Genomic DNA, 23,606 nt, shown 5'->3' with positions numbered 1-23,606 from the left:
ACTTCTTCTTTTTTACTGAAATACTGTATTATGAAAACTTTTAAACGAATATTCTTAATTACTCTTACTATTGGACTTGTTGGACTAGCTTTTTTATTCATCAAAAATCCCTATTTAATTAAAGTTCTTCGTTATCAATCTCCCGGCATAGAAACCTACAAAATATTCCCGCAAGAAATGGTACAGCCTAGTACTACTCCTTTTCATTTTATTAAACCTTTGGTTCAAAGAAACGATTTGGATACTGTATTAGTCTACAATTCAAAACATGTATTAGTTCCTTTTTCAGATTATCTGAAAGGTAATAATACAAAAGTATTCATGGTCATACGTAATGATACTGTCTTATATGAAAAGTATGCCGATGGATTTACTGAAAAAACATTAGCTCCTACTTTCTCTATATCCAAAAGTATGCTGTCAGTTATGGTCGGTATCGCCTTGAAAGATGGTAACATTAAAAGTCTAGAGGATAAAATAACACAATATATCCCTGAGCTAAAGCAAAACAAAGCTTTCAATGACATCACTATTAGCAATCTATTAATGATGCAATCGGGATTAGCTTATAAAGAAATTCAGAAAAGCTTTATCTCTGATGTCTTTTCAGATGAAGGAAAATATTATTATACGGATGATGTTAAAAAAGAACTTCTTCAACTTCAAAAAGACACGGTATCAGGCACAAAATGGAAATATAAAAGTGTAGATCCACTACTCTTAGGTTGGGTTCTGGAAGAAGCGACTGGAAAAAAAATCCCTGCTTATTTTGAAGAGAAAGTATGGAAATCTATAGGAGCTGAACAGCAAGCTTCTTGGGGAATGGATCATGAAAATGGCTTAACAAATACAGCTAGTAAGTTTCAATCTTCGGCGATTGATCTTGCTAAAATAGGCCGTCTATATTTGAACAAAGGGAACTATGATTCAATACAAATTCTCCCAGAAGACTGGATCTCAAAATCGATCTCTATTGGAAATGCAAAACCTCTTACTTCAAAATATTGGCAAGAATCTACCCAAAATTACCTGTGGTGGATTCCTCAGCAAGGAGAAAAAGGAGATTATGCCGCTGAAGGAATGGGTGGGCAAATTCTATACATTGATCCCAAAACAAATACGATTATTGTACAATTTGCAGACAGAGGGAAACCGGATTATCCTTATCGAAAAATAAGCCGTTATCTTTCACAAATACCGTTTCAATATCCGAAACAATAACAAGCAAAGGCATTTTATAATTTACACAAAAGAAGTACTGAAAAAATTAACTTTCATTACTATGCTATACTTTTAAACTTATTGCAATAAAAAACTATTTTTGTAGAAACCAAAAACTACGGATGAAAACCAAAAAACAAAAAATAGTACGCATTATTATAGCACTCAGTGTATGCATACTATTCCTAATTACTGGTCTCTTTATCTTCCGCGATGGTTTATTGCAAAAAGCTCTCGTTAAATTTGAGAACAAACTTGACAAAGAATACAACTGTACTTTTACTGTAAAAAAAGCGGCTTTCGATGGTATCTCTGGTGTCGTACTTGATGAAATTACGTTGGTTCCTAAACATGCTGATACTATTTTATCCGTTCAGAAAATAAAAACCAAAATCAATCTTTTTCAACTAATTACTGGAGATATACAACTGCAAAGATTAGAAATGACAAATGGGTTCATTCAATTGGTTAAAAATGAAAATGGTCGCAATTTTGATGCTTTCTTAAGCAAGGAGAAAAAAAAGAAAGATGGTACCGGAAAAAGAAATTATACTAAAGTAGCTTACCAACTCCTTACACAAGCCTTGAATCTTGTTCCTACAGATATGTCATTAAACAATCTCTCCTTACGCATGGACGATATGGGAAGAAAGGTCACAATGCATATGCATAAATTAGAATTAGAAGACAAGCAGTTGCTTACTTCTATTAATGTAAAAACCAATACTTTTTCTCAAAACTGGAACATCAAAGGTTTTGCAGATCCACGTAATAAGAAAGCTGATCTCCGCTTCTTCAATAGTGATACTTCAAAAATTAAAGTGCCGTATATCGATGAACGTTTTCATATAGCTTCTAGCTTTGATAGCATTCATATCAATATTGAGAAGATTAAAATGGAAGGCAATGAATTGCATGTTGATGGCTACTCTTCAATATCTAATTTAACCGTGAATCATCATCGTATAGCGACTAAAGATGTCGTTATAGAAAAAGCCCGTTTTGATTATCATTTACTTTTTGGAAGTGACTTTGTTGCTATTGATAGTAGTTCTACCGCTCAATTAAATTCGTTGAAAATACATCCGTATGCGGAATACAATACGGAGAAAGATACTTTATTCAAATTTCGTGTAAACATTCCAAAAACGAAAGCACAGAATTTCATTAATTCATTACCTAAGGGTTTATTTACACATTTTGAAGGAATGGAAGCTGAAGGTGATTTTGCCTACAAACTGGATTTCAAATACAACAAAAATAATCCTAACGATCTCGTTTTTGATAGTTCCTTAACTAAGGAAAATTTAAAAATCATTAAATATGGTGAAGCCGATTTAGCCAAATTAAATTCTGAATTTACCTATCGCGCCATAGAGAATGATATTCCACAACGCCCGATTGTTGTAGGACCTTCCAATCCAAATTTCACTCCATTGGATCAGATATCTCCTTATCTTCGAAATGGAGTTTTGACATCCGAAGACCCTTCATTTTTTAATCATCGTGGTTTTATTAATGAAGCCTTTAAACAGTCGATCATAAAAAATATTAAGGCTAAAAAATTTGCAAGAGGAGCCAGCACCATCAGTATGCAATTGGTTAAAAATGTATTTCTAACGCGTGAGAAAACTTTATCTCGAAAATTAGAAGAAATTTTATTGGTTTATATCTTAGAAAACAACCGTATTGCGAGTAAAGAACGAATGCTGGAAGTCTATTTCAATATTATTGAATGGGGACCTAATGTATACGGAATTGGGGAAGCTTCAAGATTTTATTTCCAAAAACATCCTGCCGATTTAACGTTAAAAGAAAGTTTGTATCTCGCAAGCATTATTCCTCGTCCTAAAAAATTCATGTGGCAATTTGATAACGAAGGTCACTTGCGTGGTTTTGCGAGTACACATCAAAATTTCTTAACGAATTTAATGATTCGAAGAGGTCTATTGAACAGTCAAGATACAATTGGATATTCTTCTCCACTATTGGTTTCTGGTCGTGCCCGTTCTTTCCTACGTATAAAAGAGCAGGATTCGATTCCCGCAGATTCCATCTTTATTAAAGAGATCGATTAAGTTTATTTGAAATTTTTAAGGAACTCATCTTTATAGGTGGGTGAAATTTCAATTTCCGAATTATCAAATAGGGTAACATATCCTCCAGTGCCTTTATGGTAGGATTTCACAAAGTTCACATTGATAATATGGGATTTATGAACGCGTAAAAAAGGGAATGGCAAGATTTCAGTAAAGTGTTTTAAGAAACGACAAACCATTTTTTTACTACCATCCATTAGATGTAAATCTGTGAAATTCCCATTGCCTCGTAAACGAACAATATCTTCCATTTTAACGACTTCAAAACCTTCTAATGTTGGTAAGATAACCTGTTGTTTCTCTGGTTTTGTTTCGCGAAAATTCTCAACGATAATTTTATTCCGATTAAAAATCTCATGATTCATAATCTGTTGTTGTACTTTATTTACGGCAACAATTAACTCTTCAATACTAATTGGTTTTAGCAAATAATAGGCTGCACTTTGATTCAATGCTTTTAATGAATACTCTGAAAAAGCCGTAACGAATATCGTTTCAAATTGTAAGTCTTTACAAGCTTCCAATACGTCAAAAGCATTTCCAAATGGCATCTCTACATCCAAGAATACCAATTGTGGTTGAACATCATGCAATAGCGGAACTGCTTCTTTAATATTCTGAGCTTCACCCACCACTTCTATTTGTGGACAATATTTGCTCAAGTAATTTTTAAGCACTTCTCGTGCTGCCACTTCATCTTCAACGATTACACTTTTTATTTTTTGCATCATCATCATATCTTATCAATCAATGGAAAGTTAATTTCAACTATTGTACCCATCTCTGGTTCTGCTTTTTCTATAATTTGAAAGGTTATGTCTTTTTTAAATAATTCATTCAATAGACCTATACGTTCCTTTGTATTAGTCAATCCGCGAGATTGATGCACTTTTTGGTTTCGGGTTTTTAATTCCTGGCTTCGGGTAAGACCAATCCCGTTATCGTCAATCAGAACCTTTACTTTCCCATTATTCAATTGGAAAATAAGTTTTAGTAATCCTTTATCCTCTCGATAACGCAATCCATGCCAAATCGCATTTTCCAGATGAGGTTGGATAATCATATTTGGAATAAAGGTAGTTTCTGTATCCAAGTTCTCATCTACAATAATTTCGTAGTCAAACTTATCTTCAAAACGCATATGTTCTAAGTCTAGGTATTTCTTTAATTGTTCTATTTCATTATTTAAAGTGATGAAATCTTTATTGGAATTTTCCATCATATTTCGCATCAAATTCGAATAGGAAGTAAGGTATTTATTGGCCTCCAATTCTTTGTTTTGAGAGATGAATTGGTTTACACTATTCAGGCTATTAAAGATAAAATGCGGATTCATTTCGCGTCGCAAAGACTGTAATGCTATCTCTTTATTTTTGGTTTTAATAGAATATAATGCTTTGATAATCATTCCGAAAAATAAGAGAAGTAAAACGATTGACCCAATCAAGAAATAATTAAAAGTATTTTTCTTTGTGATTAACTCGTCTTTCAATACTTTTTCTTTTTCCAACTGACGAATTTTTTCTTCTGTAATCTGGAACATTTTAGAATCAATAATCGTACTATCTAAAGCGGCAAGTTTTTCATAATTTCTGAAATAGTCCTCATACAATTGAACACTTTCCTTATCTTTTCCTTTTCCTTTATAATAGGTTACTAATTGGGTCAAGGTATTTTTCACTTCCTCGGGGATTCCTTTTTCTGTAGCTAGTGCATAGGCTGATTTCAGAAGCTCAAGGGCCTTTTCCGGTTTATCTTTTTTAAAATAAATGGTTGCTAAAGATTGCATCTGCGTAATCTGTGTTTCAAAATCCTGTTTTGCTTTTGCATCATCCAATAACTTCTCATTGATTGCAATGGCTTTGTCCAACTGATTATCGGCTACATATACATCGGCAATTTTATTCTTTATTTTAATAACATCTTCTGGCTTATCTTTCGCAAAGTTAATCGCCTGTTCATAGCTTTTTATCGCTATGTTTTTATCATTTTGCTGTAAGCTCATTTCGGCTTTTTGCACATATGCTTCTGCAACTTCTTCTTTCTTGTTTTCTTTTTCCAGTAGCTTAATATTTGAAATTACATAACTGGACTGTGTTGCTGGATTTGATGTGTTGCGTAAACGGTTGGCATCATTTCTATTCACCTGCTCAGCACTTTTTTCAGTAGACATATCGCTCGCTAGAGAATAGCTTATAATAGCAGCCTTATACTTATTCTGCAATTCCTGAATCTTGGCTAAACTTCGTGTAACGCGTGCCTTATCTTCTTGTGCATTTAATTTGGTATAACTCGCTAATGCTTTTTTGAGATACTCCTCACCCTTTACATAATCTTCACTTTCAATGAATGTCTGGGCTAAATTTTCATAGTTCTTCGCAATTCCCTTTTCATCATTATTATCTAATGAACTACTTAATTCTTTTGCTACACTATATCTTTTCGCTTGGACACTCTTTTTGTTTTGGATAATAGTATCCTGTGCTATGGCTTTATTCGAGCAGCATAGCATTAAAAAACACAAACTAAAAGTTAATGATATAAGACGCATTTGTAATGATTTAATTTCTGATGGTAAAATAACTTAATTTCAAACTCCTATCCTATCCATTTCACCAAGTCAAAAGCCCGTTTCACCCTTTATCTCAAAAGTACATCTTTTCTCTGGATACATTTGTCCTGTAATCTTAAAACTAATTGCTATGAAAACGTCAACCTTTATCCCCTCAGCATTGTTTGTAATGACAACATTATTTACCTTAAATAGTCAAGCAAATACTCCTTTAAAAGAAATCCAGAAAAATGATGTAGTCCTTACCGATGGAAAAACAAAAATCCAAGTAGCATTATTATTAGATACTTCAAACAGTATGGATGGTTTAATCGATCAAGCAAAATCTCGTCTTTGGAATATCGTAAATACATTGACTACATTAAAATACAATGGGAAAACTCCCGACATTGAAATTGCACTGTATGAATATGGAAATGATGGTTTAAGTTCAGAATCTAATTTCATTCGTCAGATTACGCCTTTATCTACAGATTTGGATTTACTTTCTGAAAAATTATTCTCTTTGCGTACCAATGGTGGTTTGGAATACTGTGGAGCTGTAATTCAGGAGGCTACAAAACAGTTGAAATGGAAAAAAGACGATGTAAGCATGAAATTAATTTACATTGCTGGTAATGAATCCTTCAAACAAGGATCAATTAATTATAAAGAAGCCATTAGTGATGCTTTGAATAATGACATCTATGTGAATACCATTTTTTGCGGAGGTGCAAAAGAAGGAATCGATTCTTTCTGGAAAGATGGGGCTGATAAAGGAAAAGGAAAGTATTTTAATATTGATTCCAATCAAACTGTTCGCTACATCGAAACTCCTTACGATGTGAAAATTTCAACTTGTAATGAAAAAATAAATGCAACGTATATTGGTTATGGTTCTGCCGGTGAAAGCAGAAAAAGAAATCAAGCTGTACAGGATAAAAATGCAGAAAGCGTGTCCTCATCTTATGCTGCCGAACGTACTCTTAGCAAATCTAGTGTTGGTTATAGAAATGACAGTTGGGATTTAGTCGATAAATCTAAAGGAGATAAAGATGCTATTGCAAAAATAAAAAAAGAAGAATTACCAAAAGAGCTTCAAAATAAAAGTAAAGAAGAATTAAAAAAGATCATCGATAAAGCTTCCAAAGAACGTGAAACGCTTCAAAAAGAAGTTGGAGAGTTAGCAAAAAAACGTCAGGAATATATTGACCAAGAAACTAAAAAAACTAAAACCCAAGATGATTTAGGAAATGCTATTAACTCTTCTATTGTTGCTTTCGCAAAAATCAAAGGGTACACTATCCAGAAATAACCTTAAAGTTCTATATTTATACTATTAAACATCAAATCCATGAAAAAAATATTCTTATTCTCAATGTTGTTTGTTTCTGCGCTATTCTATGCTCAGAAGCCCATTTTCACAACAGCCAAAGTAAAAGCCGCAACGGTATATTTTAATTCTGCCGAACTTACACAAACTACAAATGTGAATATTCCTGCTGGTACACATGAAATTGTGATAAAAAATATCGCTAATTATTTGAATGAAAATTCCATTCAAATTAGTGCACCCGCTTCATTAACAGTATTATCGGTTCAGTTTACGGACGATTATCTTTCAGAATATGAAATGGATGAAAACTCACCGACAATCAAAAAAGTAAAAGACAGTATTACTTTGGTGAGAAATGAAATGGCGAAATTATTAAATATTAAAAATTCGGAAATTAAAACCATCGAATTACTTGATAAAAACCAACAAGTTAGCGGAGCTAATTCAGGACTGAATGTAGCAGAGTTAATGAAAATGGTAGAGTATTACAAGTCGAAACGCACTGAGGTTAGTAATTCAATTAATGTTATTACTGAAAAAGAGTTTAAATTAAATAAAACACTACAAAGACTAAACACTAAACTTGATGTAAATACCAGTAAGGAAGATAAAGAATCCGAAGGGAAATTAATCTTGCAAGTCATGAATACAAATCCTGGAAACGTGGCATTAGAAATTAGTTACCTGACACCTGATGCTTCTTGGGCACCCTTCTATGATTTAAAAATTGATAATGTTACAGATCCAATTGCAATGGTATACAAAGCACAGGTAATTCAAAAAACAGGAATTGATTGGAAAAAAGTAAAATTGACCTTATCAAGTGGACGACCAAATCAAAATAATCAAATTCCAACATTATCACCATGGAATTTATACTATCAAGAAATATATGTCTACGATGAATCAGTTAGTAATCAAGGATCTGCTGTTGGTGTCCATGCTAAAAAGAGTAAAAATTATGCAACTCCTCAACCAATATCCGAAATGAAGGAAACTCAAAGTTTACAAGAAGTTGTGGTTACATCTATATCTAACTATACTACCATCAATGAAAATCAATTGAATATTTCATTTGACATTGACATTCCATACGATATCTTATCCAATGGAAAAAAACATGGAGTATCATTAAAAGATGTAAAATTACCTGCTAAATATAAATTCTTTGCTGCGCCAAAAATGGAAAAAGAAGCTTTCTTAGTTGCTGAAGTATTGGATTATTCAAAATACAACCTATTAAGGGGAGAAGCAAATATTATTTTTGAAGGCAAATATATTGGAAAAACGGTTGTCGATCCAGGTCAAACCAATGATACGCTACGCTTAAGTATGGGACGTGACAAAAAAGTAAATATCACCCGAGAAAAAATAGTAGATAAATCGGGTACTAAATTCTTATCTTCTAAAAAAGAGCAAACGTTTACTTATGACATCACTGTTCGTAACAATAAAAAAGAAGCTATTGTAATGACATTGGAAGATCAATATCCAATTAGTATGGACAAAGAAGTAGAAGTAGAACTAAAACAAAAAGATGGTGCGAAAGTAAATTCTGAATCTGGAAAATTAATTTGGGATTTGAATTTAAAACCAAATGAAACCAAGAAAATCAGATTGAGCTATACTGTCAAATATCCTAAAGACAGAGTAATCGAAAATCTTTAAAAACAATTTTAAAAAATCCTGAATTATATAATTCAGGATTTTTTTTATTATATAATACTCAATATTAGTTAGTTATAATTTTGTATTCTTTTTTTTCATAGATTTACTATCCCAATCTAACACAACGTTCTATGAAAACAACTTTACTTTATTTCAGTTTATTTGTAACAACGCTCTGTTTCTCACAAACGGTAAGTTTACAAACTTTTGCTACTGGATTTTCCAGTCCAGTAGAGATTGCTCATACCAATGACAACCGATTATTTGTAGTCGAAAAAGGAGGAATGATCAAAATTTTAAACCCAAATGGTACTGTAAACCCAAATCCTTTCCTGAATCTTGTTGGGCAAATTAGCACTTCTGGTGAACAAGGTCTTCTAGGACTAGCCTTTCATCCTAATTATACAACCAATGGTTTTTTCTATGTCAATTATACTAATCTTAATGGCACAACAACTGTTTCCCGTTATACCGTAGATAGTAATAATCCCGATATGGCGAATGCTTCCAGTGGAACAGTATTGCTTTCTATACCACAGCCTTTTTCAAATCATAATGGAGGATCCATCAAGTTTGGACCAGATGGTTATCTATACATCGGGATGGGTGATGGCGGTGGCGGTGGTGACCCTAATAATCGAGCACAAAACATCAATAATTTATTAGGCAAATTATTGCGAATCGATGTAAATTCTGGTACGCTATATGGCATTCCAGCAAACAATCCATATGTAGGTATTACAGGTGCAGATGAAATATGGGCTATTGGGCTTCGCAACCCTTGGAAATTTTCATTCAACAGAACAAACGGTGAATTATGGATTGCTGATGTAGGTCAGGATAATTTTGAAGAAATCAACAAAGTAAGTCCTACTCAGGCAGGACTAAACTACGGTTGGCGTTGTTATGAAGGAAATGCTGCATTCAACACTACTGGTTGTGTACCACAAGCTTCTATGACAGCACCTTTTGCAATCACAACACATAGTGCAGGTTATTGCTCCATTACGGGCGGATATGTATATACTGGTACTCTTTACCCAAGTTTTCAAGGAAAATATTTTTTCTCTGATTATTGTTCTCCAAAAATAGGGATGGTTAATACTGTGGGTGCGATTACTTTTTCTCAATCTTTTTCAGGAAATAATTTTGCCACATTCGGAGAAGACAATAGTGGTGAACTATATGTGGCTGCTATCAATAACGGAACAATTTATAAAATAACCGATTCATCACTCGGTGTTCCTGAGATTCAAAAAAATGTATGGGTTATTTCACCTAATCCTGTAAAATCACTACTGTACATCAAATCATCACAGAATAATTACCCTACTGATATTTCCATATTTGATTTGAATGGTCGATTGGTTTTACAGCAAAAAACAGAAAACCTGGAGGTCAATGAAATTAAAACATCTCATCTCACAACAGGTTTATATCTGGTTAATATTCAGAATGATTCAGGTTTTACCACAACCCATAAATTAGTTATTGAATAATTTATGGTGCTGGATTAGGAATTAACTCCTGTACACGATCAATCTCATGCAAAATTTCATTTGATAAAACTACCGTATGGGTTTTAATATTTTCCTCTAATTGTTTAAGGGTAGTAGCCCCAATAATTGTACTGCTAACAAAGGGTTGTTGATGTACAAAACCTAAAGCCAACTCTGTCAACGTTAATCCATGACTATGGGCAATATCTCTGTATAGTTTTGTTGCTTGAGTACTTTGTGCACTATTGTATCGACTAAAATTTGGGAATAATGTTATTCGGGCATCAGGGTGTTTTTGCCCTTCCAGAAACTTGCCCGACAAAACACCAAAACCTAAAGGAGAATAGGCTAATAAACCTACTTTTTCATGATAACACATTTCCGATAAACCCACTTCAAAAGTTCTATTTAATAAGGAATAAGGATTCTGAATGGTTTGTATACGGGGTAAATTGTTCATTTTGCTTTCTTCTAGAAAACGCATGGTTCCCCAAGGTGTCTCATTGGAAATGCCAATTGCTCTTATTTTCCCTTGAGCAATGCATTCCTGGAACGTCGTTAATACTTCCTGAAAGTTATCCTCCCAAGCATCATCCTGAAATTTAAATCCGCGCTGTCCAAACATATTACTTTTACGTTCTGGCCAATGCAATTGATACAAGTCTATATAATCGGTTTGAAGACGTTGCAAGCTTTTCTCAATGGATAAAAGAATATTCTTTTTACTGAAAGTCAAATCTTCACGAACATATTCCATCCCGCGATTTGGACCTGCAATTTTTGTTGCCAAAACTATTTCTTCTCTTCTTCCATTCTTTTTAAGCCATGTACCAATTATTTTTTCAGTATCTCCATAGGTTCCTTCTCGTGCTGGAACTGGATACATTTCTGCAACATCAATAAAATTTATCCCTTGATCTAATGCAAAATCAATTTGTTGGTGGCCATCAGCTTCGGTATTTTGTTGACCAAACGTCATGGTTCCTAAACCGATTTTGCTTATTTTAATTTGGGTATTTTGTAATGTAGTATATCTCATTTTCTATTATTCTCAAAAGTCTATTCTCATTCAAAAAACAGTAAAGGTTCAAAACAATTCGTTTTGAACCTTTATGCTTATTCTATTTTATGTCGATTAAATCTCGTTTAACATTTTCGAAATCTCATCTAATTTTGGTGTCAAGATAATTTCGATACGACGGTTTTTCGCTTTTCCTTCGCTTGTTTCATTCGATACTAATGGCGCAAATTCTCCTCTACCAGCTGCTGTTAAATTCGTTTTATTAACACCTTTATTTTCTGCCAATATATCTACAATTGCAATTGCACGTTTTGTCGATAAATCCCAGTTACTGCTTATTGGACCAGAACCTACATAAGGTACATTGTCTGTATGTCCTTCAATCAAAACGGAGATTTCTGGATTATCAGCCAATACTTTTCCTACTTCTACTACGGCTCTTTTTCCTTCTGTTCCTACAAACCAACTTCCAGATCCAAACAATAATTTATTCTCCATCGATACATATACTTTCCCGTTTTTATGTTCTACGGTTAATCCTTTCCCTTCAAAACCATTTAAGGCTTTTGATAAGGTTTCTTTCAGGCGTTTCATGCTCTCTTCTTTTGCAGCAATCATTCCTTCTAATTCATCCACACGTTGTGAACGGGATTGTAATTCGCTTTTCAATTTATTCAATCGATCTTGCTCTGCTGCCAGTGCTTTTTCTTTTGCTTCTAATTGCGCTAAAAGTTCACGATTTTTACTCATGTTCGTTTGCAAAGCATCATCGCTATTTTTCTCTAATGCTTTATAAGACGATTGAAGATTTTTCAGATTATTATCTGCCGCTACATAATCGCTTTGTAATTTATCGCGTTCTGCTTTTAGTTTATCCAACTGTGATTTCAAATCGGCGCTGTCTAATTCTAATTTGTTTTTTGTTTTGGCTAAATCTTGATTTTCATCAGACAACTTGCGGTTCTCTTTCTTCAAATCAGAAAATTTACTTTCCAAATCTTTATATACTTTGGATGACACGCAGGATGTGGTTAATGCTAATGCCAATAATCCTAAAGAAACTTTTTTTATCATTTTTATATTATTTATTCAAATTCTACTACTACTGGGCAATGATCTGAATGCATTGCATCAGGTAATATTACAGCTCTTTTTAATCGTGATCTCAATGGTTCACTAACTAAATTATAGTCAATTCTCCATCCTTTATTGTTATTACGGGAATTCGCTCTATAGCTCCACCAACTGTAATTGTGTGGTTCTTTATTAAAATGACGGAATGAATCAATAAATCCGCTTTTCATAAAACCATCAATCCAAGCTCTTTCCTGCGGAAGAAACCCTGAAACTTTTGCATTACGAATTGGATCATGGATATCTATGGCTTCATGACAAATATTATAATCTCCACAAATAACAAGATTTGGTATCTCTGTTTTTAGTGTGTCAATATACTTTTGAAAATCATCCATATAGGCAAACTTATGGTCTAATCGATCAATATTAGTTCCTGAAGGTAAATACAAACTCATTACAGAAATATCATCAAAATCAACCCGTAAATTTCTTCCTTCAGCATCCATATAAGGTATACCTGTTCCGTATACCACATTATTTGGTTTTGTCTTTGATAAAATCGCTACACCACTATATCCTTTCTTTTGTGCTGGATACCAATAATGATAAGGATATCCTGCCTTTTCAAATTCTTCGAGTGGTAATTGTTCTGGTGTTGCCTTTATTTCCTGAAGACAAATCACATCTGGATTTGCTTGCTGTAACCAGTCTAAAAAACCTTTAGTCATGGCAGCTCTAATGCCATTCACGTTGTATGAAATGATCCTCATCTTTAAATCTGATATTAGTTTAGTTCAAAAGTACTGAAAAAAGTATGACTTACAAAAGGAGAAAAACAAGTATCATAACATAAACTTAAACGAATTTTAAAATCTTTTGTTTATATCAATTCCATGTTTTTATCAACATTTAAACATATTAAACAGCGAAACTTAAAGACCTTTGCTCAAGTTTTATTATCTTTGTCTTTTGCTCAAAAATAATAAATGAATGGGTTTAGTTACCGCCAAAGAAGTTGCAAAAGCTATCAAAGCTGATAAATATGGATTTTTAGGGACAATTTCTGGCTGGTTGCTTATGAAAATTCTTAAAATATCCACACTTAATAAGATTTATGACAGAAATAAGCATCTTTCAGATGTTGAATTTCTCAATGCTATATTAGAAGAATTTCAGATTAAATTTGAAATTCCTGAAGAAGATTTAAAACGTTTACCGAAAGATGGAGCCTATATTACGGTCTCAAATCACCCTTTAGGAGGTATTGATGGCATTTTATTATTAAAATTAATGCTTGAAAGAGAGCCTGATTTTAAAATTATTGCCAACTTTTTATTGCACCGCATAGAACCTTTAAAACCTTACGTAATGCCTGTTAATCCTTTTGAAAATCATAAGGATGCCAAATCAAGTGTTATTGGAATTAAAGAAACATTAAAACATTTAAGCGAAAACAAACCTTTAGGAATATTTCCTGCTGGTGAAGTTTCAACTTATATTGATGGTCAGCTTGTAATCGATAAGCCATGGGAAGAAGGTGCTATAAAACTAATCCGCAAGGCAAAAGTTCCTGTAGTTCCTATTTATTTCCACGCAAAGAACAGCCGATTATTCTACATGCTTTCCAAGATGAATGATACTTTGCGTACCGCAAAATTACCTTCGGAATTACTAACACAGAAAGACCGAGTTATTAAAGTACGTATTGGAAAGCCTATTTCTGTTGCAGAACAAAATGAACATGAAAGCTTAGAGTCTTATTCTGAATTTTTAAGAAAGAAGACTTATATGCTGGCTAATCCTTTTGAGAAAGAAAGTAAACTTCTAACCACTCCTAGTTTGAATAGTTTGAAAATACCAAAGAGTCCTAAGAAGATTGCTACGCCTACAAGCAAAGAAAAATTAATCAAAGAAGTAGATGCATTACGAAGCAAAGACTGTCGTTTACTGCAAAGTAAAAATTACGAAGTTTTTTTAGCAAAAGCGAATGACATCCCAAATATTCTTCATGAATTAGGTCGTTTACGTGAAATTACTTTCCGAGAAGTTGGTGAAGGAACAAACGAATCGATCGATTTAGATCAATACGACAAATATTACCACCATATGTTTTTATGGGACGACGAAGCGAAGCTTGTCGCGGGAGCATATCGTATGGGTATGGGATCGGAAATTTTTCCGAAATATGGTATTGATGGATTCTATTTACACGATTTATTCGGTTTCGAGCCTGAATTATATGAGATGATGTCAAATTCTATCGAAATGGGTAGAGCGTTTGTCATCAAGGATTACCAACAAAAACCAATGCCACTTTTCCTTTTATGGAAAGGGGTTGTACATACCACATTACGTTATCCAGAACACAAATTCTTAATTGGCGGAGTAAGTATTAGTAATCAGTTTTCTGATTTCTCAAAATCATTAATGATTGAGTTCATGAAATCACACTACTATGATCCTTACATTGCTCAATACATTCACCCGAAAAAAGAATTTAAAGTAAAATTAAAAGACGCTGACAAGGACTTCGTATTCAATGAAGCCGAAGCAGATTTAAATAAATTTGACAAACTGATTGATGAAATTGAACCAGGAAATTTACGTTTACCGGTTTTAATCAAGAAGTACATCAAACAAAATGCTAGAGTGGTCGCTTTTAATGTCGATCCTTTGTTTAACAACGCCGTAGACGGCTTAATGTACATCAGAATATCGGATATACCAGAAAGTACCGTAAAGCCTGTTATGGAAGAATTCCAAGCCGAATTAGAGCGTAAGCTAAACGATAAAGGAGAATAACTAGAATACGAATAAACAAAAAAGCCAGCTAAATAAATAGCTGGCTTTTTTTATGGTATTTATTTTCCTAGAACCAAGGTCTTCTTCCTACTTGATAAATCTGATAAAAGTCTTCATCTGATTTTGTTAAATAGATGATTCCTTCAATAAAAGGTATAATTCCTGCAACTCCACAAGTAACGATAGAAATTACAATCTGAATAATCCCTTCTTTAGTATATCCTAAAATAAATTTATGGATTCCTAGACTCCCGATTAATAACGCTAAAATTCCAGCTACAATTTTCTTATTATCTTTTCCTAAAGCATCTTGAGCTCCTTGAGAAAACTCTTTTGTAGTGTTTTTAAACTCGTCTTCAAAATTTGATTCTGACATATTTGTTCTGATTAATTGATTATACGAGGATAAAAATAATCATTTTATTGAAATACACTATCATTTGGCTCCCAAAGTTCGATTTTATTTCCTTCCCCATCCAAGATCCATCCAAATTTACCATAATCATAAACCTGCATTTCCCCCACAATAGTTACTCCTTCTTTTTGAAGTGATACCAGTAATTCTTCCAAATTATGGACTCTAAAATTCTGCATGAACTCTTGCTTTGATGGCTCAAAATAAGTGGTGTCTTTTTCAAAAAGCGACCACTGTGTACAACAATCATTTCCATTTTGATCTTTCCACCAGAATGTTGCGCCATATTCATCTGTATTTAACCCCAAGTGTTTACGGTACCATTCCTTCAATTGCTTTGTATCTTTTGCTTTAAAAAAGAATCCACCAATTCCAGTTACTCTTTTTTCAACCTCAAGCACTGGGGTCACCTCTTCATATAGCGCCTTGATTTTATCAACAATAACTTGTGCTAATTTTTGATGACTTTCAAAGGTCCAACCCGCAATATGAGGAGTTAGTAATACGTTATCCGATTCCAATAAATACTCGAATGCATCGGGCATATCACCCTCGACAAATAATTGCTCAAAAGATAATTTTTCATATTCTAAAACATCCAATCCAGTTCCTATTACAGCACCTGATCTCAATGCAGCAACTAAATCTTCGGTTACAACGCTATTTCCTCTTGCTGTATTAATCAACCAAAATGGTTTTGAGAATCCATTAATAAAATCAGCATCTACCATTTTATCTGTCAATGGCGTCCAAGGAGTATGCAAACTCAATACGTCTGCTTTTTCTTGTAATTCTTTTAGAGAAACTTGTTTTGCATGATTATCGCCTACATTTTCTAAGACATCATAACAAAGTACCGTCACATCAAAACCTTGCAGTTTCTTAGCAAACGATTTACCCATATTTCCATATCCTATTATCCCAACCGTTTTGCCTTCTAACTCATGACCTCGATTACCTTCTCGAATCCATTTGCCATGACCAATTTCCCGGTCAGCTTTATTCAAATTATTAAAAAGCGAAAGCAACATCCCCAAAGCCTGCTCTCCTACTGCATTTCTATTCCCTTCTGGAGCTGCAATAAGCTGTATTCCTTTTGCAGTTGCATAATCACAGTCAATACTTTCTAATCCTGCTCCTACACGTGCTATAAAATGCAAATTGGTTGCCTTATCTAAAAAAGTCTTGTCAATTTTAAATCGACTACGGATTACGATTCCGTTATATTCATGAATTTTAGCTTCAATCTCTTCTTTCGAAGATTTGAAGTCTTCATGATTTTCAAATCCTGCTTGCTGAAGCTGCTCCCACAACAAAGGATGATTACTGTCTATATGAAGAATTTTACCTTTTTGAATCATTATAATTATCCTTTAATGTTCTCTAATGATGTTTTAATTCCTTTAATCAATGAGGAACTGAATCCTTGGTGTTCCATCTCATTCAATCCAACAATTGTACAACCTTTAGGAGTAGTAACACGATCGATTAATTGTTCTGGGTGTACCTTTTCTTGTAAAGCCATTTCTGCTGCTCCTTTTACTGTTTGGGAAGCGATAGCCAAAGCTGTTTGTGCATCAAAACCAATCTCGATTCCCGCTTGCATTGCAGCTCTTATATAACGCAAGGCATACGCCGTTCCACATGCTCCCAATACGGTTGCTGCATCCATCATTTTTTCTTCAATCAGTACAACAGAGCCTAATTGGTCCAAAATAGACAAAAAGGGTTCTGCTACCATATGATTTTCCGTTCGTATCGTTACACAAGTTGCTGAAGTACCAAACTGAATCGCAATATTCGGCATAATACGCATTGCAATAGTCGTTTGATCTAATTGCTCCTGTAAATGCTCCATGGTTAAACCACTTACGGCAGAAGCAACAATTTTATTTTTTAAATAGGGCTGTAGTGCTGTGATAATTGAAGTTACCTGATAGGGTTTTACGGTTAGAATTACAACATCGGCTTCTTGAACTGCTGTTGTATTATCTGACGATAGAAGAATGTTACTTTCTTCTAAATAACGTATTGCTTCTAAATTTCTTCTGGTAACGGTTATTTCATTCCCTTCTGTAAATTTAGCAATACCCAATGCAATGGAAGTCCCTAAGTTCCCTCCACCAATAATAGCAATTTTCATATTGAATCATTTAAATGATTAAAACCCTAAAATCAATTTCGCTATAGAGAAATAAATTAATATCCCACATATATCATTACTGGTTGTGATAAATGGCCCTGTGGCCAAGGCGGGGTCAATCCCAAACTTATTCAGTAATAGTGGAATAAAGGTACCTATTAAAGAGGCAATTACAATAACCGATATTAAAGCAACTGTTACAATAATTCCTATAATTAGCTCAACATTCAATAGGAAATGGCTTCCTATTAATAATATGGTTGCCAGAATAATTCCATTCAATAAACTCAAGAAGACTTCTTTTACTAAACGATTCCATAACGAACCACTCAAAGTATTATTTGCTAAACCTTGTACAATAATTGCCGAAGATTGTACACCAACGTTTCCTGCCATAGCGGCAATAAGCGGTGTAAAGAAGAATAATTCTCCATGTTTTAACATTGCTCCTTCAAACAATCCTAATACCCTTACGGTAATGAATCCTCCAAGAAGTGCTAATACTAACCATGGTAAACGAGCACGTGTTAATTCAATAATACTATCATCTGCCTCAACGTCTTGTGAGATACCCGCAGCCAATTGGTAATCCTTGTCTGCTTCATCTTTAATTACATCGACAATATCATCAATCGTAATTCTTCCTACCAAGCGCCCTAATTCATCTACAACTGGAATCGCTTCCAAGTCATATTTTTGCATGATACGAGCTACTTCTACAGAAGGTGTATCTACATTCACAGAATCTACTTTTGGGATGTATACTTCGCTAATGTGCGTACGAGTAGAGGTCGTTAATAAATCTTTCAAAGACAAGCGTCCTTTTAATCTATTCTCATCATCTACTACATAAATGGAATGTACACGCGATACGTGTTCTGCTTGTATACGCATTTCCTTCACACAGGTCAATACACTCCAATTTTCATTGACTTGTACCAACTCCTTTCCCATTAAACCACCAGCAGTATCCTCGTCATAACGCAATAAATCAACAATATCCTTTGCGTGTTCTACATCGACAAGCTCGGAGATTACTTCATTTTTTATATCATGAGAAAGCTCACCAATAATATCTGCAGCATCATCGGTATCTAATTCATCCAGCTCTTCTGCAATTTCTTTTGGAGAAAGTCGGCTTAAGATATTCTCACGCAAATCTTCTTCTAATTCAAGAAGTATTTCCGCCGTTTTTTCGCTATCTAATACTTTAAATATATAGGTCGCATCATCAAAATCTAATTCGTCTAAAATCTCTGCAATATCCGCATGGTGCATATCGTTGAGTAAAGCTTCAAGTTCCCTATCTTTTTTACCAACGATTAATTGCTCTATTTGAATAATAAATTCTTTGCTGATTTTAAACTCCATCCGCCTCTATTTTTTGTGTAAGTTCTATAAATTGTTGAACATTAATTTGTTCTGGTCTTAAATCAAAGATAGTTTCTTCTCTTAGTTTATCTGATAAATTTAAGGTTTTCAAACTGTTACGTAATGTTTTTCTACGTTGATTGAATGCTGCTTTTACCACTCGGAAAAATAATTTCTCACTACATGGCAAACTATAATTTTCTTTACGAATCAAACGTAGTACTCCCGATTTCACTTTTGGTGGTGGCGTAAATACATTTTCTGAAACGGTAAATAAATATTCTGCATCATAAAATGCCTGTACTAAAACAGACAGAATCCCATAGGCCTTCGTTCCATTTTTTTCACAGATTCGTTCTGCTACTTCTTTCTGAAACATCCCGGCAAACTCTGGTATCTGATGACGATATTCTAACATTCTGAAAACAATTTGCGTTGAAATATTATATGGAAAATTCCCTATAATAGCAAAAGGTTCTTCTTTAAAGACTTCGTTAATATTGTATCTTAGAAAATCCTGTGAGATAATACGATTTGACAATTGAAGATAATGAGTCTGTAGGTATTCTACTGATTCTCTATCAATCTCAATCACATAGGTTGTCACTGGTTTTTCTAATAAATATTTTGTTAGCACACCCATTCCAGGGCCAATTTCCAAAATGTTATTATACCCTTTCAGGGTTAATGCATCGGCAATATCTTTTGCTACACTTTCATCATTCAAAAAGTGTTGCCCGAGGTGTTTCTTGGCACGTACTTTATCCATTTCGGGTGTGGGGTATTAAGTTTAGGCACTATTACTACAAGTAGTAATCTGATTAATGCTCGCTAATAATTTCTAATTCGGTTCTAAAAGCCAACATCTTATCGGCAAATAATACTAATCCTTCCTGACGGAAACGAGGAGCATCTTCGCTATAATATTTCTCTAAGGTTTCTTTGCTATCGGTTGTAAACTGAATTGAGTAGGTTACTCCACCCATTTCTTCATCAATTAATACCTTTACCATTCTTGCACTTGAGAATTTTCCTGTTGCTAGGATCTCTGGAATGTGCTTCTCTTGCATCCAACTCATCCACTGGTCGTGAACACTTTCGTGGATATTAACTGTTACGTTGTATATTATCATTTTATGGGTATTACTATATTTCTAAATTATGCCTCAACTGGTAAAATCACCTCTTAGCTGTCGGAATTTAATCCTTGCATCGATAAAGTAGATACTATCCTGATGGTTAAACAAGATTTTCTCATACAATGCTTTCGCTTTTTCAGGTTCATTGCGGTCTCTATAAATTTCTGCCGAAAAATATAATGCCTCATCTATATAAATGCCTGTGGGGTATAATTCAATAATTTTTTGATACTGGCTTAATGCCTTATCATACTCTCCTATCTTTTCATAGGTTCTTCCTATTTTCAATAAAGTGATATCTTCAATTGATTCTCCTTTATGCTGCTGCAAAATTAACTCAAATTGTTGTAATGCGGCAGTATTTTTATTCTGATATAGCAGATAATCAGCGTGAGCCAGTTTTTTTAATGCTACTTGTGTAGAATCTTCTACAGTAATATCATTAATCAACAAGTAAATCTCCAAAGCATCGTTTGCTATTAATTGTGATACTGATGATTTTAATTCTTTTAATTGTTTCTTAGCCCAATCAAAATCTCCTTTAAAGTAACTGGTTTTGGCAACTTTCAAACTCGCTTCATGTCCAACTTCATCGTTCTTTAAATCTTCTTCAATCTGAGCATAATAGATCAATGCCTGATTGAATTTTTCTTCAAACAATAGAATATCTCCCAATTCCATTTTCACCTCTGCCAATTGATACTTGTTCAACGGCAAAGCCGATGCATTTTTCAGAATCGTTTTAGCTTGTTCTGTATCATTCATATTGAATGTAAGAAAATGTGCTTGTAATGTCTGCAAATTCAAACTATACGGTGTAACACCATATTGTTTAATCAACAATTCTAGTTCTGTTTGTATTGCTTTATAATCTTTTTCTTTGGCTTTTTCAATCTTTAGCGACATCAGGTAATAATGCGCATAAATCTGTAATTCCTGATTCTGTGTATTTTCTAGAATGTACCCTAGTATTTCTTTTGCCGTTTCTTCTTCTTTCTCCTCAATCGCCAATTGGGCTAAATTGATGATATTATAAAAGGATTCAGGGTTTCTTTTATAAATTGCTTTTTCCTGAATAAAGGCCTTAGAATATTCTTTTTGTTGTACAAAAAACCAACTTAAGTATTGATTCCAAAATATATCTTGATTTTTTTGCGCACGAACTAATAAACCTTTTCGAAGCGTCGTACTGAAAGTATCTCCTGTATCTTCACTCATGAATCGCGCCAACTGATTTTGCACTAACACACTATTATCTGGATACGTATAGGCATAGGTTAGCATTTTATCAATCATCATATCCGTATTCCCTAATTGCCCGTAGAGCAATGCTGTTTGGTAATCAAAATTAAATTTCGGATTTTTCTCAGCTGCGAGGTTGTATGTTTTTAATGCATTTTCAAGCAATACTTTACTCTCAAAAGCACTGGCAACGCTATAAACATAGGTAGGATTTTCTTCGATCTTAGCAATCGCTTGATCGTAATACTTCTGTGCTTTGTCTTGTTTTTTCTGTAGTTGGAAATTGTACCCTAGTTCAACCAGAAGATTTGGTTGTTTGAATTTATCTAATCGGGTTTGTATTGTTTTTTCGGCATTCTCAAATTGCTGCAACTGTTGATAGCAAGCTACCAACTTTTGGAAATATACTCCATTATTAGGTTGACTCTTTATCAATTCTTCATAACTACTCAATGCTTTCTCAAACTCACCTTTATCAAAATAATTTTGAGCTAATTGTTCGTTTTGTCCAAAAACTAACACCGAAAACAACAAGTATATAAAAAGCAGTAATTTTCTCATTTCCTAGCTTTTAAGGCTTACAGCAAATAGGCTGTTAGCGGATTAAAATAATCATCAAGTGAAATAAGAAATAACATCCAAATGATTGTCAAAGTTATACTTGCCTGCTTTCACAGGCAAGTTTTCACTTTCTTTTTAGGATTTAATTAATAATATCAAATCCGGTATAAGGTCTCAACACTTCTGGAATAACAATTCCTTCTGGTGTTTGATAGTTTTCTAAAATTCCAGCTAATACTCTTGGTAAAGCTAATGAACTACCATTTAATGTATGTGCTAAATGGTTTTTCCCGTCTTTATCTCTAAAACGTAATTTTAAACGGTTCGATTGGAATGTTTCAAAATTAGAAACTGAACTAATTTCCAACCAACGGTCTTGCGCCGTAGAAAACACCTCAAAATCATACGTTAATGCTGAAGTGAATCCCATGTCTCCACCGCATAAACGCAATACTCTATAAGGTAATTTCAATTCGTCTAAAAGCATTTTTATATGCTCTACCATTCCGTCTAATGCTTCATACGATTTATCAGGGTGTTCTACACGTACTAATTCTACTTTATCAAACTGGTGTAAACGATTTAAACCGCGTACATGTGCTCCATATGATCCAGCTTCTCTACGAAAACAAGGTGTATAGCCTGTATAAGTTACGGGCAATTCACTTTCTTGTAAAATAACATCTCTAAAAATGTTTGTCACTGGTACCTCAGCTGTAGGAATTAAATATAAATCATCTACACCTACATGGTACATTTGACCTTCTTTATCTGGTAATTGACCTGTTCCATATCCTGAAGCTTCATTTACCAAATGAGGGACTTGAATTTCTTTGTATCCAGCTTCTGTATTTTTATCTAGAAAGTAAGCAATTAGGGCTCTTTGTAAACGAGCTCCTTTTCCTTTATAAACCGGAAAACCCGCACCTGCAATTTTTGTCCCTAATTCAAAATCGATGATATCATACTTCTTCACTAATTCCCAATGTGGCTCTGCAGCACCATGTAACTCAGGAATATCTCCTTTACGGAATACTTCCAAATTGTCTTCTGGTGTTTTTCCTTCTGGAACGATATCCGCAGGCATGTTTGGTAATTTGTACAATTCTTGTTTTAAGTTTTCACTCACGATATCCAATTCCTCAGATAAAACTTTGCTTTTTTCTTTTAACTGAACTGTTCTTTCTTTCAGAAGATTTGCTTTGGCTTTTTCGCCAGCTTTCATCAATTCGCCTATGTCTTTGGACAGCTTATTCGATTCAGCCAAAATTGTATCTAATTCAACTTGTACTGCTCTACGCTTTTCATCAAGTTGAACAACTTCATCAATAATGGCTGTGGCGTCCATGTTTCTTTTGGCCAAAGCTTTGATTACTTTTTCTTGGTTTTCTCTAATAAATGCTATCTGTAACATATCTAATAATTAATTAACGAGAGCAAATTTAACGAATTGTTTTTAGA

General features: G+C 33.8%; 18 protein-coding genes and 1 pseudogene. 6 read left to right on the top strand and 13 right to left on the bottom strand.

Annotated elements, in window-relative coordinates; genetic code table 11:
• Window positions 1-30 precede the first annotated feature (30 nt).
• Together P6733_RS00610 and P6733_RS00605 are read left to right on the top strand one after the other, a co-directional pair.
• Window positions 31-1,221 carry a serine hydrolase domain-containing protein gene (locus P6733_RS00610; protein WP_306349636.1) on the top strand — a complete coding sequence of 397 codons (1,191 nt, stop codon included), beginning with the start codon at window positions 31-33 and terminating at the stop codon, window positions 1,219-1,221.
• Between the two features lie 122 nt (window positions 1,222-1,343).
• Entirely contained in the window at window positions 1,344-3,299 is a 1,956-nt protein-coding gene (locus tag P6733_RS00605; protein ID WP_306349635.1) for a transglycosylase domain-containing protein, read from the top strand.
• Window positions 3,300-3,301: 2 nt separating this feature from the next.
• Here the strand turns inward: P6733_RS00605 and P6733_RS00600 are convergent, their stop codons facing one another.
• On the bottom strand, window positions 3,302-4,048 hold the full coding sequence (locus tag P6733_RS00600) for a LytR/AlgR family response regulator transcription factor (RefSeq protein ID WP_306349634.1): 747 nt from the start codon (window positions 4,046-4,048) through the stop codon (window positions 3,302-3,304).
• A 5-nt stretch (window positions 4,049-4,053) separates the two neighbouring features.
• Entirely contained in the window at window positions 4,054-5,871 is a 1,818-nt protein-coding gene (locus P6733_RS00595) for a tetratricopeptide repeat-containing sensor histidine kinase (protein WP_306349633.1), read from the bottom strand.
• A gap of 151 nt (window positions 5,872-6,022) precedes the next feature.
• Here P6733_RS00595 and P6733_RS00590 point away from each other — a divergent pair, with 151 nt between their 5' ends.
• From P6733_RS00590 to P6733_RS00580, 3 genes are all read left to right on the top strand, one after another.
• A complete protein-coding gene (locus tag P6733_RS00590; RefSeq protein ID WP_306349632.1) occupies window positions 6,023-7,186 on the top strand; it encodes a VWA domain-containing protein in 1,164 nt (387 codons plus the stop codon).
• Window positions 7,187-7,225: 39 nt separating this feature from the next.
• Window positions 7,226-8,875, top strand: coding sequence for a DUF4139 domain-containing protein (locus P6733_RS00585; RefSeq protein ID WP_306349631.1), 1,650 nt, complete (start codon window positions 7,226-7,228; stop codon window positions 8,873-8,875).
• Window positions 8,876-9,006: 131 nt separating this feature from the next.
• A complete protein-coding gene (locus tag P6733_RS00580) occupies window positions 9,007-10,374 on the top strand; it encodes a PQQ-dependent sugar dehydrogenase (protein ID WP_306349630.1) in 1,368 nt (455 codons plus the stop codon).
• A 1-nt stretch (window position 10,375) separates the two neighbouring features.
• Here P6733_RS00580 and P6733_RS00575 read toward each other — a convergent pair whose 3' ends face one another.
• The 3 genes from P6733_RS00575 to P6733_RS00565 form a co-directional block, all read right to left on the bottom strand.
• Entirely contained in the window at window positions 10,376-11,413 is a 1,038-nt protein-coding gene (locus P6733_RS00575) for an NADP(H)-dependent aldo-keto reductase (RefSeq protein WP_306349629.1), read from the bottom strand.
• A 96-nt stretch (window positions 11,414-11,509) separates the two neighbouring features.
• Window positions 11,510-12,469 carry an OmpA family protein gene (locus tag P6733_RS00570; RefSeq protein ID WP_306349628.1) on the bottom strand — a complete coding sequence of 320 codons (960 nt, stop codon included), beginning with the start codon at window positions 12,467-12,469 and terminating at the stop codon, window positions 11,510-11,512.
• A gap of 11 nt (window positions 12,470-12,480) precedes the next feature.
• A complete protein-coding gene (locus tag P6733_RS00565) occupies window positions 12,481-13,242 on the bottom strand; it encodes an exodeoxyribonuclease III (protein ID WP_306349627.1) in 762 nt (253 codons plus the stop codon).
• Between the two features lie 220 nt (window positions 13,243-13,462).
• Between P6733_RS00565 and P6733_RS00560 the strand changes: the two genes are divergently transcribed.
• On the top strand, window positions 13,463-15,274 hold the full coding sequence (locus P6733_RS00560; RefSeq protein ID WP_306349626.1) for a lysophospholipid acyltransferase family protein: 1,812 nt from the start codon (window positions 13,463-13,465) through the stop codon (window positions 15,272-15,274).
• Between the two features lie 67 nt (window positions 15,275-15,341).
• On the opposite strand, the gene P6733_RS00555 is transcribed toward P6733_RS00560, so the two are convergent.
• The 8 genes and pseudogenes from P6733_RS00555 to serS form a co-directional block, all read right to left on the bottom strand.
• On the bottom strand, window positions 15,342-15,650 hold the full coding sequence (locus P6733_RS00555) for a TM2 domain-containing protein (protein ID WP_306349625.1): 309 nt from the start codon (window positions 15,648-15,650) through the stop codon (window positions 15,342-15,344).
• 455 nt (window positions 15,651-16,105) lie between these two features.
• A pseudogene (locus P6733_RS00550) lies at window positions 16,106-17,050 on the bottom strand (2-hydroxyacid dehydrogenase); the annotation flags it as partial.
• A 5-nt stretch (window positions 17,051-17,055) separates the two neighbouring features.
• Entirely contained in the window at window positions 17,056-17,832 is a 777-nt protein-coding gene (gene proC / locus P6733_RS00545; RefSeq protein WP_306349624.1) for a pyrroline-5-carboxylate reductase, read from the bottom strand.
• An 18-nt stretch (window positions 17,833-17,850) separates the two neighbouring features.
• Window positions 17,851-19,203: a magnesium transporter gene (gene mgtE / locus P6733_RS00540; protein WP_306349623.1), complete on the bottom strand. Its 1,353-nt coding sequence runs from the start codon at window positions 19,201-19,203 to the stop codon at window positions 17,851-17,853.
• A complete protein-coding gene (rsmA, locus tag P6733_RS00535) occupies window positions 19,193-19,972 on the bottom strand; it encodes a 16S rRNA (adenine(1518)-N(6)/adenine(1519)-N(6))-dimethyltransferase RsmA (protein WP_306349622.1) in 780 nt (259 codons plus the stop codon). Before rsmA ends, mgtE begins: the two co-directional genes overlap by 11 nt.
• 52 nt (window positions 19,973-20,024) lie before the next feature.
• Window positions 20,025-20,336: a DUF4286 family protein gene (locus P6733_RS00530; RefSeq protein WP_306349621.1), complete on the bottom strand. Its 312-nt coding sequence runs from the start codon at window positions 20,334-20,336 to the stop codon at window positions 20,025-20,027.
• Between the two features lie 33 nt (window positions 20,337-20,369).
• The gene (locus P6733_RS00525) at window positions 20,370-22,145 is read right to left on the bottom strand and encodes a tetratricopeptide repeat protein (protein WP_306349620.1); all 1,776 of its coding nucleotides are present in this window, start codon (window positions 22,143-22,145) and stop codon (window positions 20,370-20,372) included.
• Window positions 22,146-22,287: 142 nt separating this feature from the next.
• Window positions 22,288-23,559 (bottom strand): serine--tRNA ligase, encoded by a 1,272-nt coding sequence (gene serS / locus P6733_RS00520; RefSeq protein ID WP_306349619.1) that lies wholly within the window; start codon window positions 23,557-23,559, stop codon window positions 22,288-22,290.
• Window positions 23,560-23,606 lie beyond the last annotated feature (47 nt).

Origin of the sequence: Flavobacterium aerium (assembly GCF_030766725.1) — a bacterium.
In the GTDB taxonomy this organism is placed as follows: Bacteria; Bacteroidota; Bacteroidia; order Flavobacteriales; family Flavobacteriaceae; genus Flavobacterium; species Flavobacterium aerium.
The sequence above is the reverse complement of the archived record's forward strand: the minus strand, read 5'-3'. Positions and strand labels throughout refer to the sequence as shown.